The organism is Candidatus Nitrospira allomarina (assembly GCF_032050975.1).
In the GTDB taxonomy this organism is placed as follows: domain Bacteria; phylum Nitrospirota; class Nitrospiria; order Nitrospirales; family UBA8639; genus Nitrospira_E; species Nitrospira_E allomarina.
Genome location: NZ_CP116967.1, coordinates 413,310 through 430,052 on the forward strand (window position 1 = coordinate 413,310; position 16,743 = coordinate 430,052).

General features: G+C 50.7%; 16 protein-coding genes. 6 read left to right on the forward strand and 10 right to left on the reverse strand.

The annotated features are described in order from the left end of the window. Window positions 1-18: 18 nt before the first annotated feature. Together PP769_RS01780 and PP769_RS01785 are read right to left on the reverse strand one after the other, a co-directional pair. On the reverse strand, window positions 19-1,527 hold the full coding sequence (locus PP769_RS01780; protein WP_312644466.1) for an anthranilate synthase component I family protein: 1,509 nt from the start codon (window positions 1,525-1,527) through the stop codon (window positions 19-21). Window positions 1,528-1,530: 3 nt separating this feature from the next. Then, window positions 1,531-2,166 (reverse strand): hypothetical protein, encoded by a 636-nt coding sequence (locus PP769_RS01785; protein WP_312644468.1) that lies wholly within the window; start codon window positions 2,164-2,166, stop codon window positions 1,531-1,533. Between the two features lie 68 nt (window positions 2,167-2,234). On the opposite strand from PP769_RS01785, the gene PP769_RS01790 reads away from it, so the two are divergent. The 4 genes from PP769_RS01790 (at window position 2,235) to atpF (ending at window position 4,087) form a co-directional block, all read left to right on the forward strand. Then, window positions 2,235-2,516 carry an AtpZ/AtpI family protein gene (locus PP769_RS01790; protein ID WP_312644470.1) on the forward strand — a complete coding sequence of 94 codons (282 nt, stop codon included), beginning with the start codon at window positions 2,235-2,237 and terminating at the stop codon, window positions 2,514-2,516. 23 nt (window positions 2,517-2,539) lie between these two features. Further along, on the forward strand, window positions 2,540-3,265 hold the full coding sequence (locus tag PP769_RS01795) for a F0F1 ATP synthase subunit A (protein ID WP_312644472.1): 726 nt from the start codon (window positions 2,540-2,542) through the stop codon (window positions 3,263-3,265). A gap of 73 nt (window positions 3,266-3,338) precedes the next feature. After that, a complete protein-coding gene (gene atpE, locus PP769_RS01800) occupies window positions 3,339-3,566 on the forward strand; it encodes an ATP synthase F0 subunit C (RefSeq protein WP_312644477.1) in 228 nt (75 codons plus the stop codon). A gap of 14 nt (window positions 3,567-3,580) precedes the next feature. Continuing rightward, window positions 3,581-4,087, forward strand: a complete 507-nt coding sequence (atpF, locus tag PP769_RS01805) for a F0F1 ATP synthase subunit B (protein WP_312644479.1) — start codon at window positions 3,581-3,583, stop codon at window positions 4,085-4,087. Window positions 4,088-4,288: 201 nt separating this feature from the next. On the opposite strand, the gene larE is transcribed toward atpF, so the two are convergent. The 3 genes from larE to PP769_RS01820 form a co-directional block, all read right to left on the reverse strand. Beyond that, window positions 4,289-5,113: an ATP-dependent sacrificial sulfur transferase LarE gene (larE, locus tag PP769_RS01810; protein ID WP_312644481.1), complete on the reverse strand. Its 825-nt coding sequence runs from the start codon at window positions 5,111-5,113 to the stop codon at window positions 4,289-4,291. Next, on the reverse strand, window positions 5,100-6,203 hold the full coding sequence (gene rlmN / locus PP769_RS01815; RefSeq protein WP_312647022.1) for a dual-specificity RNA methyltransferase RlmN: 1,104 nt from the start codon (window positions 6,201-6,203) through the stop codon (window positions 5,100-5,102). The genes larE and rlmN overlap by 14 nt, the downstream gene beginning before the upstream one ends. 63 nt (window positions 6,204-6,266) lie before the next feature. Beyond that, on the reverse strand, window positions 6,267-6,494 hold the full coding sequence (locus tag PP769_RS01820) for a hypothetical protein (RefSeq protein ID WP_312644484.1): 228 nt from the start codon (window positions 6,492-6,494) through the stop codon (window positions 6,267-6,269). A 284-nt stretch (window positions 6,495-6,778) separates the two neighbouring features. On the opposite strand from PP769_RS01820, the gene PP769_RS01825 reads away from it, so the two are divergent. Both PP769_RS01825 and PP769_RS01830 read left to right on the forward strand, forming a co-directional pair. Continuing rightward, window positions 6,779-7,303 carry a winged helix-turn-helix domain-containing protein gene (locus PP769_RS01825; RefSeq protein ID WP_312644486.1) on the forward strand — a complete coding sequence of 175 codons (525 nt, stop codon included), beginning with the start codon at window positions 6,779-6,781 and terminating at the stop codon, window positions 7,301-7,303. Between the two features lie 303 nt (window positions 7,304-7,606). Further along, window positions 7,607-8,416: an inositol monophosphatase family protein gene (locus PP769_RS01830; RefSeq protein ID WP_312644489.1), complete on the forward strand. Its 810-nt coding sequence runs from the start codon at window positions 7,607-7,609 to the stop codon at window positions 8,414-8,416. Between the two features lie 111 nt (window positions 8,417-8,527). Here the strand turns inward: PP769_RS01830 and PP769_RS01835 are convergent, their stop codons facing one another. From PP769_RS01835 to PP769_RS01855, 5 genes are all read right to left on the reverse strand, one after another. After that, window positions 8,528-9,058, reverse strand: coding sequence for a redoxin domain-containing protein (locus PP769_RS01835; protein ID WP_312644491.1), 531 nt, complete (start codon window positions 9,056-9,058; stop codon window positions 8,528-8,530). 329 nt (window positions 9,059-9,387) lie between these two features. Beyond that, window positions 9,388-10,989 carry a peptide chain release factor 3 gene (locus PP769_RS01840; protein WP_312644493.1) on the reverse strand — a complete coding sequence of 534 codons (1,602 nt, stop codon included), beginning with the start codon at window positions 10,987-10,989 and terminating at the stop codon, window positions 9,388-9,390. Window positions 10,990-11,019: 30 nt separating this feature from the next. Continuing rightward, window positions 11,020-12,363: a TolC family protein gene (locus PP769_RS01845; protein ID WP_312644497.1), complete on the reverse strand. Its 1,344-nt coding sequence runs from the start codon at window positions 12,361-12,363 to the stop codon at window positions 11,020-11,022. A gap of 22 nt (window positions 12,364-12,385) precedes the next feature. Further along, window positions 12,386-15,637: an efflux RND transporter permease subunit gene (locus PP769_RS01850; protein WP_312644500.1), complete on the reverse strand. Its 3,252-nt coding sequence runs from the start codon at window positions 15,635-15,637 to the stop codon at window positions 12,386-12,388. Next, window positions 15,634-16,740, reverse strand: coding sequence for an efflux RND transporter periplasmic adaptor subunit (locus PP769_RS01855; RefSeq protein WP_312644502.1), 1,107 nt, complete (start codon window positions 16,738-16,740; stop codon window positions 15,634-15,636). The genes PP769_RS01850 and PP769_RS01855 overlap by 4 nt, the downstream gene beginning before the upstream one ends. Between the last annotated feature and the right edge of the window lie 3 nt (window positions 16,741-16,743).

Genomic DNA, 16,743 nt, shown 5'->3' on the forward strand with positions numbered 1-16,743 from the left:
CAATCCCTGTTTTTACGGTCAGCCGTTCCCTTTCAGAACGTGAAAAAAGGCTTCGGCTTTTTGGAGCGTTTCCTGATACTCCCGGTCCGGTTCGGAATCAGCCACGATTCCTGCTCCCACATGAAGCAATCCATGCCCTCCCGTGAGCAATAACGTGCGAATGGCAATATTCAAGTCAAGATTCCCGTTCCATCCAATAAACCCAATCGACCCGGTGTATATTCCCCGACGAACTGGTTCAAGCTGCTCGATTAGTTCCATGCAGTGGACCTTCGGCACTCCGGTAATCGTTCCTCCTGGAAACGTGGCTCGAATGAGGTCGAACCCATGGCAAGGGTCCCGCAAACGGCCGGAAATATGGGAAACCATATGCATGACATGGGAATAGCGCTCTACCGTCATGAATTCATTGACACGAACGGATCCATAATCGCACACCCGTCCCAGGTCATTTCGAGCCAAATCAACCAACATGAGATGCTCCGCCCGTTCCTTGGCACACGACAACAGATCTTCCGCCAGGAGTCGATCGTCGTGAGGTTCTCTGCCACGAGGCCTGGTGCCCGCGATCGGACGCATATCTGCATGTCCTTCTGCAAGGCGGACTAATCGTTCCGGAGAATTACACACAACGACGTCGGACTCCAACACGAGAAATGCCGAATGGGGAGAGGGATTAACCTTGCGCAATTGCCGATATAGGTCGGCTCCGGCTTCCGCTTGGCTTGCAAAACCGTGAGTCACGCCCTCTATCCGAAATCGATGAGAGAGGTTAGCCTGATAAATATCTCCCGCCGCAATGTACTGCTGGCAGGTACGCACGCGATCCATATACTCCAGAGACGATTGCTCCCCCTCTATGCGAATGGAAGACCTGGAGGAGTGCATTTTCGTTGGGAGATTCTCAGGGATCATCACCTTGGCTTGCAGATCAGACAGGCGCGCCTGCCCTTCTCGATACAAGTGATCCCAGGTTTCGGTCGCCAGGCGGTCCGGCGAAGGCGCAAAAATCAGCCAGGCCCCTGGCACGTGATGATCCACCACGACAAACATCTCGACAAACAGAAAGTATAGATCAGGAAAATGCAGATCATCCCGTAGGCGTTCCGGTAACACCTCAAACCTACGAACAAGATCGTAGCTGAAACAGCCGACCGCTCCTCCCTGGAAAGGCGGGAGGTGGGGACACGAACTGACGGGCTGACCTACAAAGGTACGCTGCAACAACGTGAATGGATCCCCAGTGTGGGTTTCCTTCTTATCTATCGAAACAGTTTCATACGTGTGTCCCTTGCCCCGAACGACGCGATAGGGATCGCAACCCAAATAGGAATAACGATGCGCCACTCCTTCCTGAATAGCATCCTGCTCCATGAAAAATGAATGCGGAGCATAACCGGTCACCCGGCCAAAGAGCTCAAAGGGATCATCAAAAGCAGGAAAACAATGCTGAATAAGCGGAAAATACGGATTCGAATGAACCGAGGAAGGACCTCCTCGTTCGGCATGCTTGGAAATGGGGCACAAGGGTTAAGGACTACCTGATGAGGGAGATTCCAACGCCTGCATGGCGTCTTCAGGAGATAACAACCCCTTCTTCACTAGGGTTTCGAGCAGATCTTTGACGGCTTTTTCAGAAGAGCGCCGAATCCCGCGAACCCGAACCCCAGGAGGATAAAATCGAAGAAAATCAGGATTCGTCACCCGTATGGTGACCGACTCACTCTCTCCATAGGGTGACAGGTCCGGCCCGGAACTGGGAATCCTGAAAAAAGGCTTCCCATCCTGAGTCTTTCCATCGGAGCCTTCGATTCTGACACGGTTGATGATCTCTTTTCCGGAAATCTCCAGAACGGAATCCACCACCAGGACCAATGAATCGGCAATTAGGGGATGGCCCGTTTGGTTTTTGACCTTCACCGTATATTCAACTTCACTTACTGACGTTAATATATCGTTTCCAGAAAATGGGTCGAGTTGCTTATATTGAACGACAGGCACCACGCCACCCGTGAGATCCGGCAAATCATCAACGGCCGATGAAGTGGCCCACACGAAATTCCCACTCGTGGCAGCCGCCAGAATCAGGAGTAGCACAAAATTTTTCATCATCGTGAACATTGGCCAAAGAATGAACCCGGAACTGAACCCCCGAGGAGGCTTCATGATGCTCCTTCTTGCTTGACTGTACCTTACCATAACAATATTGAAAAATGGGACCTTTGTTGCTTGACATGATTCAGGATTTTTTGCTTGAATGTGACCCCTTCCAACGACTCGCCTTGCCGATTGAAAAAATGGCACCTTCTCAGGATCCAATGTTTGCGGGGCTGGGACAGGCAATGCGAGTGGGGACGGACCTTCTTGCCGCCCTTATCGTCGGTGGATTCCTTGGTTGGTTAACTGATTCGTATGTGTTGGATACCACGCCGTGGGGTGTGGCGATAGGACTGGTACTGGGATTAATCGCTGGAGTTCGCAACGCCTACCGTGCAGCTCAGCGTTGGAAACAATGAGTCGCTAGACACAAGGTTTAGTTTTGGAAGATCCGTTACATCCCTTCGAGCTTCATAACTTTCTCCCGCTTTCCATTTTCGGCCTTGACGTTTCCGTCAATAAGGCTGTCTTGATGATGTGGGTCGTGGTGGGACTTGTAACTTTCTTATTATTGAAAGCTGGTGGCGCCAGGGCACTCGTGCCGTCTAAGCTCCAAAGTCTTGCGGAGTTGCTGGTCGACTTCATTCGCGGGATTATCCACGACACGATGGGAGCCTCCGGGATGCGATATTTCCCGCTCATCAGCGCCCTCTTTTTGTTCATCTTATTTTCAAATCTGGTCGGTCTTATACCTGGATCCTATACCATTACCAGCCAAATTATTGTGACCGGGGTGTTCGCTGTAGGGGTCTATTTACTTAGTCTTATCGTTGGATTTCAACTGCATGGGGCAAAATTCCTGGGCATACTCGTTCCCCCAGGCACGCCAGGCTGGCTCCTTCCCTTAATGATTCCCATTGAATTAATTAGTCAAATAGCCAGACCAATCTCACTGGCCGTTCGATTATTCGCCAATATGACTGCAGGCCATGTGATTCTTGGGGTATTGTTCGGCCTCACCATTGCCGGCGGCCTGCTGATAGGATGGCTGCCCTTTTCCTTTACCATCGCTCTCTATGGATTAGAAGTCGGAATTGCCTTTATTCAGGCCTATATTTTTACCGTTTTAACCTGCGTCTATATCGGCGACGCGATGCATTTACACTAACTGGCATTCAAACGAAACGATCAGAGGACGTTTTTACAATTAGTCCCTTTTAAACTGGGAGGACAACACTACAATGGATTCTGCAGCAGCAGCACTTTTGGGAATGGGCCTGGCAGCGGCGGGCTTTGCGGGTGCCGGTATCGGCATCGGGTATATTTTTGGAAAAATGATTGAGGCGGTTGCCCGTCAACCCGAGGCGGAAGCTCGAGTCGGCAAGTACATGTGGATCGGGTTTGCCTTGGTCGAAGCTATCGCGCTTTACGGACTGGTCATTGCCTTTATCATCATGGGCAAAGGATAAAGGGCTCCTGACCTATGCCACAATTTGACTCACATTTCTTTTCGTCGCTGATATTTTGGGAACTCCTGTCATTTGGGATCCTCCTCTGGGTGCTTTACAAGTACGCCCTCCCCCCGATCCTGGAAACGCTGGAAACCCGGGAACGAAAGATCAGGGAAAGCCTCGACCAGGCCGAACAAAACCGGCTTGCCGCAGAACGAAAGCTCAAGGAATACGATGCCAAACTGCAGGTGGCTGCCAAAGAAGTGGAAACAATCCTGGCAGAGGCCAAGCAGCAGGCTCAACGACTGCTTGATGAAAATGAGCAACGGCTTCGTGCCGAATCCCAGAGAATTAAAGAGGAAACGACACAAGACATTGAGCGGGAGCGACGTAAGGCCATTCAAGACATCAAGACCCAATCTGCTGAGCTGGCCCTCATGATTGCGGAAAAGGTGATCGGTCGAAGCCTATCGGACGATGATCATCGGCGATATGCCGAAGAAGCCCTCGCAGCCGTCGCTGCCCAATCAAAAAACTAAGGCATTCCCCAATCTCTCCGAATACCCCCAAGCACAAAGCTATTCTTTCAAGAATCGCCTACAACAAAACGCCACACACAATAAAAAAGAGGGAAGAATCACTTCCCTCTTTTTTTATGGTGTTTCCAAGAACACTTGCAAACAACAGTTTTTGAGTGGGACTTTCCCAGGGACCCGCTCCCAAACATCATGATCTACGCTTCAATCGTTTGTTGAAAGATTCCCACCTCCGGCCCGATATCCTTCTAAGTCCAGTGTGACCGTTTGAAATCCCAGCTTCTTAAATTCCTCCACTAAACGGGATCTGCCCGGTTCTTGTGTCAAAATCGACATTTGGGTTGGGGCAATCTCGATTCTCGCTAAATCGCCGTGAAGGCGAACCCGCACTTGCGTCACTCCTTGAGCCACCAAAAAGGCCTCGGCACGCTCTACCCGTGAAAGATAGGCTTTTGTAATGGGGAGGCCACGCGTAATTCGTGATGACAAACAGGCGGCAGCCGGCTTATTCCAATTTGCCAACCCCAAACCTTTTGCCAATTCCCGAATATCCGCCTTACCGAATCCCGCTTCAACCAAAGGACTCCGCACGCCAAGTTGTCGGGCCGCATTAATACCGGGACGTTCTTCTCCCAAGTCATCCACATTAGTCCCGTCTACGATTGTCTGAAAACCCACGGCATCCCGAAGGCTGGAAAGCAACCGGTATAAGTCTGTCTTGCAATGAAAGCACCGGGTTGCATCATTTTTGACAAACGCATCAATTTGCAACTGATCCGTTTCCACAAATTGCAAGGGCGCCCCGATCGCGGCGCTTAATCGCTTGACCTCTTCCACTTCCAGTGATGGAAATGTTGGCGAAATCGCCGTGACCGCTTTGGTCTGCGCACCAAGTGCGTCAAAGCCCACTTTTAACACGAGGGTGCTGTCGACTCCTCCAGAAAACGCGATTACTACCGATCCCATTTGGTGAAAGAGTTCCTGCAAGGCCTCGTACTTCCCCTGCAGAGTTGGGTCAAGGCTGAGCATAGAGAGGGAGACTCCTTTTCTTATTCGTAGTCGTCTGATTTAAGACTTCGGAAGCTGATCGGCCCAATTGGCCGCAAGCTCCCAACACATCATCTCCCCGGCTTTTTCGGAGAAACACATCCAGACCTTTGCTTCTTACAATATTTTGAAAGACATCAATAACTTCTGATGACGGACGCCGAAACGGATTACCCGGGAATTCATTAAAGGGAATCAAATTCACCTTGCACCGGATTCCCTGTAAAATCCGCACCAAACGCCTGGCATCATCCGGTGAGTCATTGACCCCGGCTAACAACACATACTCAAACGTCAGAGGGCGCTCGCTGAATTGGGTATATTCGCGACAGGCATCGAGCAATTCGGATAAATCATAGCGCCCATTCACTGCAGGCATCAGACGTGAACGCTGCTCATTGGATGTGCCATTTAAGGATATGGCCAGATTCACGCCTAATCGCCGCAAATCTGGAAATCGCGGAATCCATCCTGCGGTTGACACCGTAATACGTCGTGGAGAAAAACCCAAACCCCACTCAATATTGGTGAGACGCTGGATCGCTTCGGCGACCGGCTCAAAATTCACCAATGGTTCTCCCATTCCCATGAATACCAAGGAAGACAGATGCTCCCCTTCCGGCAGATAGGCTTGGACATTCAACACTTGCCCGACAATTTCATGCGCGCGCAAACTTCGCTTCAGGCCCATTTCAGCCGTTAAACAAAAGCCACAATCCAGCGTGCAGCCGACTTGAGATGACAGACACAATGTCCGTCGACGACCCTCCGGGATTAATATCGTTTCCACAGCCAAACCATCCTCCAAATTCCATACAAACTTTACGGTGCCATCATTGGCAATGGTTGGAGGCAAAGACTCCATGCGGTGAATGGTCGCCACCTCCTGCAACCTGGACCGGTCGGCTTTTGACAAGTTGGTCATCGATTCAATATCCACTGCATGATGTTGGTAGAGCCATCGAAGGATTTGGTTGGCCCGATATTGTGGCCAACCGAATTGCTGAATAAAGGCATTCAGTTCATTCGCGCTGAGGGCAAGCAGGTTAAGATGATCGGTATTTTTGGTCATCACGGCTAAATCCAACAATCACATATTTCAACGATGATAGCATCCCGACATTCCCAAGCCACCTCAAGAAAGGTGGAGAATTTCTCGAAATGCTAAATTAATACTAGGTATTTCTACACCACAATCTGTTGTTGTTTCCTCACGGTATGCTTCAAACGACGAGTTGTTTCTTACCATACTTCCGAACAGTAAATCCTCATCAATAAATGATATCACCACATTATTGACATTTAATATAGAAATTTCTTTCAAGTCTCCAAAACCAAACAGCAAAACAAATTTCCCCACCACGTTACAATACCTAGTTAATAAGGCACACTTATGAATCGTAAGGATGAATAACATACCAAATATTGATTTTATAAAATCATAAGGCACTAAGTTTAGGCTTTCATTTTAAACATGTAATTTTATAATTATCTCTTCACAAACATGCCATTGATTTACAAACAACCAATCGTAATTTGCATATTTGTTTGAAGTCATCCTTTAAAAATAAAAATTTAAAGCTTGCTTGTTGACTTTGCTTTAAAACACGAATAGAATGAGACTCAACATATGGTGGAGTTTGCGAAATGGAGGACCAAAATGACCAGCTTAAAGATATCAGCGATGGGCTGGAGCAGCGCATCAGTGTTTATGAGCGCAAACTCAAGGATCTCCAAAAAAAACGGGAGCAGGTAGGTGAGGAAATTGCGACGGTTGAGAAATATTTGGAGTTGGCAAAAACCCTCTATCGCGTCGAAGCTGACAAAGCGAAGCTGGCGAGTCTCTCAAGCCAGATCTTCTCGGAAAAAGAGGGACATCTGTCCTCAGCCGACACGGATGTCGCGTCTAAGTCGAGGGAAATTCTTCTAGGCCGAAGCAAATATGTGGGCATGAGCGTCCCTGATGCAGTGTACATGGTTCTCCAGGAGGTAGGTCGTCCATTGCACGCCAAAGAACTTTTTCAACGCCTCAAAGAAGGCGGGATGCCCATCAGGGGAAAAACTCCAGTCACCTCTGTCGCTACATCCTTAAAAAGGGACCCTCGTTTTCGTAAAGTGGGGCCCAATACATTTGAAGTCAATCACGAAAAATCTTTAACCAAAGCCGTCTGATCCGCATGACGGACATGATTGTATGATCTGAAAGGGGGTGAGTGAATTGGCAGCAACGAAAAAGAAAGCCGCTCCAAAGAAAAAGGCCGCGGCCGCAAAACCCAAAGCAAAAGCAAAAACCAAGAAGAAGTAGCTGTAGATCCCACCTGCAGTGCCACCGGGAGTGGGGCCACCCACTCCCGGTGTGTTTTTCTCCTCAAATCCCTTAAACACTCACACAACTAATTCACATGATCGCATCCTGACGCTTGGGATTTCAGCAGACTTCAGGTATGCTCAAAAACGGTCTGTTTCCCATCATCTATGGCACTATCCCCTACCGACTATCACTCGTTAACCCGTATCGCCATTCAAGCCGCCAGGCAGGGCGGAGCGATCCTGCTCGACTATGCCAAAAAAGGATTTCAAATCCATCAAAAGGATCAAGCCATCAACCTGGTCACCGAAGCTGACCTGCGCTCAGAAGAAGCCGTCATTCAGACCATCCGACATGCGTTTCCCGAACACCAGATCCTCAGCGAAGAACAGGGCCTGCAGGACATCCCCACCCATCCCGTCAAATGGATCGTCGATCCCTTGGACGGCACCACCAATTTCACCCATGGCTTTCCCATGTACAATGTCTCCATCGGGGTGGAATATGAAGGCACGTGTGTCCTAGGAGTGGTCTATGATCCCACACGGGACGAATTGTTTCTGGGGCAACAAGGGAAAGGGGCCACACTCAACGGCACACCCATTCATGTCTCGGCGACACCCCAATTAAATCAAGCGTTACTCGTCACCGGCTTTGCCTATGACGTGCACACCGCCAAAGATAACAATCTTAAGGAATTTTGCGCATTCACCCTCCGTGCGCGCGGGATGCGCCGCACCGGCACCGCCGCGATTGATCTCTGCTACCTCGCCTGCGGCCGATTCGATGGCTTTTGGGAATTACAACTCAATCCGTGGGACACTGCGGCAGGAAAGGTCATCCTGGAAGAGGCCGGAGGAAAGTTAACAAATTATGCGGGCGAACCCTACTCCATCTATGGCAGCACCCTTATCGCCACCAACGGCCATATCCATCAGGAGATGGCTGAGGTACTCAAGAAATGTCGTCAAGAATAAGCCTGGCATCTCCCCCCTTGATCGAAACCGGATCATAATTTCATTAAGTGCTCTTTCCTCCAACCTTTTCGCTATCTATTGATCTTTATATACCTCTTCACAAACATCCTGTTATGTCGGTTCGGCTAGGAGCTGCTGAATAGTTTTTTCGGTTTCCTCATAGCTACCTTCACCGATCTTGGTGTATTGAATATTACCCTTTTTATCAATTAAATACAGCGTCGGCCAATAACGGTTGCGGTACTGCCGCCAGTTCAGGAATTCATTATCGATGGGCACGGCATAGGGAATATGGTGTTCCTGAATGTAGCCTTTGACCTTTTCCACATCGTATTCATATTTGAATTCGGGCGAATGCACCGCAATCACAACCAGCCCTTGTTTGGCGTACTTGTCGTGCCATTCTTTGACATAGGGCTCGATGTTCCGGCAACTCCAGCATCCAAACGTCCAGAACTCCACCATTACCACCTTGCCGCGCAATTTCTCCAGTTGTAACGGCTCGGAATTCAACCATGTCGGGCTGGTAATTTCGGGAGCAGGAATACCTGTCGCCAGACTCATCGAAGAAAAATAGAATACCCAACCCGTTATTCCTAAAATGGTCAAACCCGTCAGTATACCCTTCCGTGCTTGCTTCATGTGTTGCCTCTGTGTTGAATGGATGCGTGTAGGACAAGAAATCTTTTGTGATTTCTACTTTTTGTGATTTCTACTTCTCTCGGGATCATTCCAACCAGCTGATGAATGGTCTTTTCTTCCAATCACCCGTTACAAGTCATCTTAGATCCTATTAAGACAAGAGCCCGTCAGCGTGCTGAAGGTGGACCGGGAAAAATATGTCAAATCAAAAACCTTGGAAAGTCTGAGGGAAATAGTGAGGGTGAACCCCGCACTCATTAGCAGAGATAGGATTTTCAGGAAACAGCCATTAGTCGAAACGTCCGATATTGAGCAACCTTGATTCTTTACTACCCCATATCCCGGAAGCTGTGATCGGGATTACGTTCGCCGGCAAAGTTTTTCGACCATGAACTGCGAAACAGGACGACCGCTCGATCCCGGCTGTCTTTGACGACGAGAGCATCAGAGGGCGGCTTAAAGGTCTTAACATCGCCTACCAGCCAGGCGCTGGATTCATAGGGCAACACATCCACCACCACTTTGACGCGGTATTCGCTTTGTAGACGGAATTCCAGCACATCAAACTGAAGTTTGCCGACCGCAGCCACAAAAAATTCAAGTTCGTCTAGACTTCGAAGGATTTGAATGGTCCCTTCCCTGGCGAGTTGCTCGATTCCTTTGTCGAACGATTTGCGCATTCCCGTATCGGTCGGACGCACACGGGCAAAGACTTCCGGTTGAAATTGTGGGAGCGGTTTATAATTAAAGCCGTCCGCCACGGAAATCGTGTCACCGATTTGAAAAATTCCCGGATTGATAATCCCAATGACATCGCCGGGATAGGCCACATCGACCGTATTGCGTTCCTTCGCCACCATACTGTGGGGCCGTGAGAGCCGAACCTCCGTGTTGGTCCGATGATGTTTGACCACCACATCCCGCTCGAATCTCCCCGAACAGACTCGTAAAAAAGCCGTGCTGTCGCGATGGCGTGGATTCATGTTGGCCTGGAGTTTGAATACATAGGCGCTAAATGGTGTATCCACCGGATCGATCATCAGCTCACGGCCATCCGGGGCATCCGCTAATCGACCGTGAGCGGGAGGCGCCAGATCCACAAATGCATCGAAGAATGCTTCCACACCGAAATTGGTCATGGCAGATCCGAAGAAGACGGGCGTGACTTTTCCATTTTGAAAATCATCTTTCGAGAAGGGATTCCCAGCGATATCCAGCAATTCCAAATCATGCATCAATTCATCCCAAATATACCCCGCCATACGGTCTTTCACCGAGGGATCATCCAATGAGAGTTCCATAAGATCCGGTTTCGCCGCCCCTCCCGCAGCCGTTTTGGCATAGAGCAACACTTTTCGGGTTTGCCGGTTCACCACACCAAGAAAATCCTGTCCGGACCCGATGGGCCAGTTGATGGGACTGGCATGAATGCCCAATACGTCCTCCACTTCCGACATGAGGTCCAGCGGAGCCCGTCCCGGCAAATCCATCTTATTGATGAAAGTCAATACAGGAATCCGGCGGAGACGGCAGACTTCAAACAGTTTTCGTGTTTGCGTTTCAACACCCTTCGCCGCGTCAATGACCATGATCGCGCTATCGGCCGCCGTGAGTGTCCGGTACGTGTCCTCGCAAAAATCCTGATGGCCAGGCGTATCCAACACATTGATCACAGCCTGTTTATAAGGAAATTGCATCGCCGAGGCCGTAATGGAGATGCCGCGCTCCTGCTCCATTTCCATCCAATCCGACGTGGCCATTTTCCGGTTTTTTCGCCCACCGACCATACCGGCGGTGCGGACCAGCCCTGAGTAAAGCAGGAGTTTTTCGGTCAACGTGGTTTTACCGGCGTCCGGATGGCTGATGATGGCAAAGGTCCGACGCTTGTTCGCTTCTGACCGGATTTCTTGTTTGAGTTGGAGTGTCGTCATATTACCTTTCGAGCGAACGGGCCCGACCTATTACAATTTTTCCAACTGACCCTGCGCCCGGGCCAGACTCAGACGGGAGGCATTAAATGTGAAAAGGCCTTCAATCAAATTATCTCTCGCTTGCGCCACACGGGTTTGCGCATCAGTGACTTCAATATTCGTGGCGACACCGACTGCGAATCGTTCACGTGAGAGTTCCAATTCAGTCAGTGAAAGTTTTAAGCCTTCTTCCGCAACCGCGACTTGCTGTTTGGCCGAACTCATGGTGATCAGCGCATCACGAACTTCCAATCCCACTTGGTATTGCACATCCTGCGTTCTGATGGCTTCCTGTCTGAGTAGACTGCGGCTCTCTGAAATTCTGGCTTCCCGCATTCCGCCATCGAAAATCGGCACCCTCATTAATACCTGAACATTGTCGGTGGTCAACGCATTGGGGATTTGATTGCCAATCATGCCCACATCCCCCAGGGCCTGAATAGTAGGAACCCGTTCGTTCGTCACTGAACTTAACGACAAGGAGGCCAGACGCTCACGGTTCTGCTGAGCCTTTAGTTCGGTCCGGTTTTCCTTCGCCACCTGCAAGGCTTCTCCGATGGATTGTTCGGAGACATTCACCATTTTCATTTCATCCGTGAGTACCAGCCGCACCTCGAAGGATAACCCCATGGCACGAATCAGATTGAGTTTGGCACGATCCCGTTCATTTTCAGCGACTAATAATCGCTGTCTGGCGTTTTCCAATTGAACCTTCGCACGGGTCACATCCAGACTGGTCGCCATTCCGGCTGATTTTCGTTCCGCCGCCAAACGCAGTAATTCCTTATTCAACGCCACATCTGCGGTCCGAGCATCCACCGCCGCCTTGGCCCGAAGCGTTTCCAAATAAATCAGACCTGCGGTCGCCATGGTATCCCGTTTGGTGACTTCGGCATCCAACCCTGCCACATCCACTCCCGCCTTGGCAGCCCGCCATTTTTGAATGAGACTCAAGCTGAACACATTCTGGGTGAGAAAAGCCCGCATTTCGTAAAAATCCCTGGGGCCAACGACAGTGGCATTTGAACCAAACGACCCCGTAAAGAATCGGCGCCGGGCTGCGCCTGCCGTCCCTGAAAGATTGGGCAATAATTCACCGAGTTGTGTATTCGCGACATCCTGCGCCTGAGTAATACGTTCGTTAAACAAACGGACGGTTGGATTTTGATCGACAGCCGCATCCATCGCCTCTCGCAAACTCAGCCGCAACTCGGGAAGGTCCCGGGCCGTTGAAGGCTCCGGGGAAGCCGCCCAGGTCACGGCACCGAATCCGCCAAACACCACAAGACATACCACGCATAGCCCCACCGTCTTCCAAAACTGACCTCCCATCATATCTTGTCCCTTCGCCACCAGGTCACAAAGCGCCCCCCGACGGCTGTTCAGCTAAATGAGGATTTCTGGCCTCTGCCCACTTACGTTGCGTATCAACGACCAAGGTAAACAATGCCGGAATAACAATAAGGGTGAACACTGTGGAGACCAAGAGGCCACCCAGCACCACACTTCCGATACCCCGATACAGCTCAGAGCCCGCGCCGGATGAGACCACAAGCGGAAAAAGACCAAAGAGCGTCGTGAGTGTCGTCATCATAATCGGCCGAACGCGAATTTTGACGGATTCACGAATTGCCTCCCGAAGAGGTAATCCTTGTCCCGATTCTCCTCCAAACGAATCTCCCTCTTCCGGTCCCCTCATGAAATTCAAGGCCTGGTGCACCACCAGAATGGCATTATTGACCACCACCCCGATGAGGATAACAAAGCCCAACATGGTCAGCACATCTAATGGTTGATACGCGATAAAATTGTTGACCAGAGAAAGCCCCAGAAATCCACCGGCCGCAGCAAACGGCACCGTAAATATAATGACCAGAGGATAGAGAAAACTTTCGAACAACGCCGCCATCAGGAGGTAGGTAATGGTAAAGGCCAACAGAAAATTCCATTTTAGCGCATCATAGGTTTCGGTAAGATCATCGGCCGTCCCCGACAGGCGGACATTATATAAACGCCCTAACGTCCCACTTTCTTTCAATGGCCCAAGGATTTGCGTTCGAATTACATCCATCGCCTCCTCCAGCGCCATCTCGACCGGCGGGATCACCTGAATCACAATGGATCGTTCCCGTTCAATATGATTAATTTGTTCCGGGCCAGCTACCAGGGAGATATCAGCAATATTCCCGACCGTGGTTAATTGCCCGCCCTTGGTATAAATTGGGATCGAAGTTAGCGACTGCGTCTGATTGGCATATTTATCGATACCCCGAATCGTAAGATCAACCTCATCTCCTTCAAATTGGTAATCACTGGCCTTTGCCCCATCGACGAGGGCATCAATGGTAAATCCGAGTTCCTGATTCGTCATTTGCACATCGGCCGCACGATCCCGTTTGACGGTGACCCGGACTTCCGGACTTCCCAAATCCAAACTGGGAATGGGTCTGACCTGTGCCTCGGGGAGCACCCCTTTCACCTGACCAAACACCTGAACACCTAATTGAACAAGCGTGTCCAACTCCGGCCCGGTGATCTCAATATCGATATTTCGCCCCTCGCCCAAGCCACGCTCGAACAGGCCGCGTTGCGTGATGATCCCAATCACACCCGGAAGATCCGCCGTGGCTCGACGAAACAGGGGGATCAATTCCTTCACACGGCTCGGATCATTCACTCGACCGCCCATAAAGACGGATCGCCCCCGTGCCACATAGAAAAAATTGGCAATACTGGGGCCATCTAAAGCGGCCTCCTCCAGAGAACCGGGCTTGGCATCCCAATAGGGGCTGAGGGTCGATTCAATCGGCTGTCCCATTTTGACAAATTCGTGAGTGTTATACCCCGGAGGAGGCAGCAGAATGCCAATGACAAGATTCCGGTTTCCCTGAGGAAGATACTCCGCCTTCGGTAACAAAGCCCAGCTTCCCAGTATCGCAAGAGAGGTGAATCCCAGAATCGTCACACTTCGCCAGAAGACACTGCCGCTCAAACCATAGACCAAAGAACCCAGGGCCTCTTTGATACGATCCAACCAGGAATGCCGTCCGGCCGTCGAACCATCCTCCACAAATCCTGCGCTAGTCCACGTATCGGGTGCTTGCTCCCCTTTGGACTTTTTCACCGTGGTTAACACTCGTGCAGACAATGATGGAATCACCGTCATTGAGACCACAAGGCTCAACCCCACTCCTGCACTAATTGCAATAGCAATATCCCGAAACAATTGACCGGATTGTTCTTCCATGAACACAATGGGAACAAATACAGCAATAGTCGTGAGGGTACTGGCCAAGACGGCACCCCACACCTCCACAGTGCCATCGTATGCCGCTTGGAATAACGATTTGCCCAATTCCCGATGACGATAAATATTTTCCAATACCACAATGGAGTTATCCACCAACATCCCGGCAGCAAACGTCATTCCCGCTAAACTGATGACATTGAAATTCCGGCCCAACGCCCACAGCATAATAAACGTCCCCATCATGCTGATCGGAATGGCCAAACCGACCACCAGGGTGCTACTGCCCGTGCGGAGGAATACATACAAAATGGAAATCGCCAATATACTCCCGACGATCAAATTTTGCTGGACAAGAGTCAGGGATCGGTTAATGTAAGTGGTTTCATCATAGACCTGAAATAACTGAAACCCCCGCGCATTCAAAATTTCTTCATTAAGCTCACTGGCGGCCTCCCGGAGACCATCCATGGCTTCCAACACATTGGCCCCGGTCTGCCGTATCGCGTTGATTGCGATGGCTGGATGGCCTTTTTGTCGCACCACAACGGTCGGATCCTTGTAATCAATATTGGCAGTCGCCACATCCCGCACATACACCGACGCGCCATCACGCCGGGCGATGATGACATTTTCCACATCCTGGGGACTGAGGTATTCCCCCACTGTACGTACGACATACGACCGTTTACCCTCATCGAAATCTCCGGCACTGTAGTCCCTATTCTCCTGATCTAACGCTTGAGCCAGGTCCATAATGGTTAACGCTCTGGACGCTAATTTAGCCGGATCGACCGTTACCCGAAGCTCCCGCTCCCGCCCCCCGTAGACATTCGAAGCCGCAACACCCTGGACCCGTTCAAAACGGGCTTTGATGATATCCTCTGCAAAATCCCGCATGGTTTCAATGTTGACGGGATTCCCTTCCAAAGTGTCTAAAATAAACCAGGCCATGGCGGCTCCACGGGTATCCGCGCTGCTAATGACGGGTTCATCCGCCTCAAGCGGGTATTCCTTGACCTGATTCAACCGGTTGGAAACTTGGAGTAAGGCAGTATCCGTGTTTGTTCCTGTGGGAAATCGGAGAATGATTTTTCCCTGACCGTAGGAACTTTCGCTGAACATTTTTTCCAGTCCTTCGACGCCTTTGAGTTGCTCTTCCTGCTCGTCGATGATTTCACGCTCGACTTCATGCGGGCTTCCCCCAGGCCAAACGGTATCCACGGTGACCTCATGCTTTTCCACATCAGGTGCCAATTGAACCGGGAGCTTCACCAACGCCACAATGCCGAACAACACCACTAAGAGCACACCCACTGCCGTGCTGACCGGATAACGGATGGCGGAATGAACCAGATTCATGTTTTTACGGGCTCCTCTAAAATTCTGACCGACTGCCCGGGCAGGAGGCGCTCATTCCCTTCCACGACTATCTGCATGCCTTCTTCAATAGCTCCCTGTACTTCTACCACGTCCTCAAAATGGGCGACGGGGATCACCGCTACCTGCGTAACAGTGTTGTTGGCCACAATAAAAGCAAATTCCTTTCCCCCTTTGAGCACCAGAGCATCCTTGGGGATCACGACCGCCTGGTAAGGAGCGCCCACCGCTAACTTCACCCGTGCAACCATCCCGCTTTTAATGCGTAACTCCGGATTGGCCAACACGACTTTGACCGGAAATGTCCGTGCCGACCGATCGGCTTGCGCGATGACCGAAAAGACTGTTCCCTCAACCTCAACTCCAGGAAGGGCATCGAACTCCGCCATCACTGGATCCCCGACCCTGACATCCCGCACATATTCTTCCGGGAGCGGCACTTGCACCTCAACCTGGGACAGGTCCACCAATTCCACCACTGGGCCCCCCTCTTCAACCCACTGACCGATTTCCGTATATTCTTTCGTGATCCAGCCGGGAAAAGGCGCCATGACCCTTGATTTGGTTAATTGATCGCGTACCAGTCGAATTTCCGCTTCTAATTGAATCAGCCGCTTTTCCAAAGCGCTTTCTTCAACAACCGCATCATCCATTTCCTTTTGAGTCACCAGTTCTTTGGCAAACAACACTTTGATTCGGTCCAAATCCTTTTGCGCCTGTTCATAGCGGGCTTTGGCTTCACGATGCGAAGCTACTGCCGAGTCAAGGCGGATGTCCAGCGTGTCTGTCCGAAGACTGGCAAGCAGTTGGCCTTTTTTCACAAACTGCCCTTCTTTACCGGGAAAGGCTTTGACCAGCCCGGCCACTTCACTGGCCACGAGACTTCGCTTGCGTGGCTCCGCTGTGCCAACCAATGAGACGGATCGCTGAACCTGCTTGCTCGAAACGGTCACAACCTTAACCGGAGAAGGTGGACGCCCCGTTGGCGGCTGGGCCGCCTCCTGTTCGCTACACCCCTGCAAACACTGCACACCTAGGACCAGGGCAAAAACCAGCCAGATAGAGCTTTTGGTCAGACATGTCATACG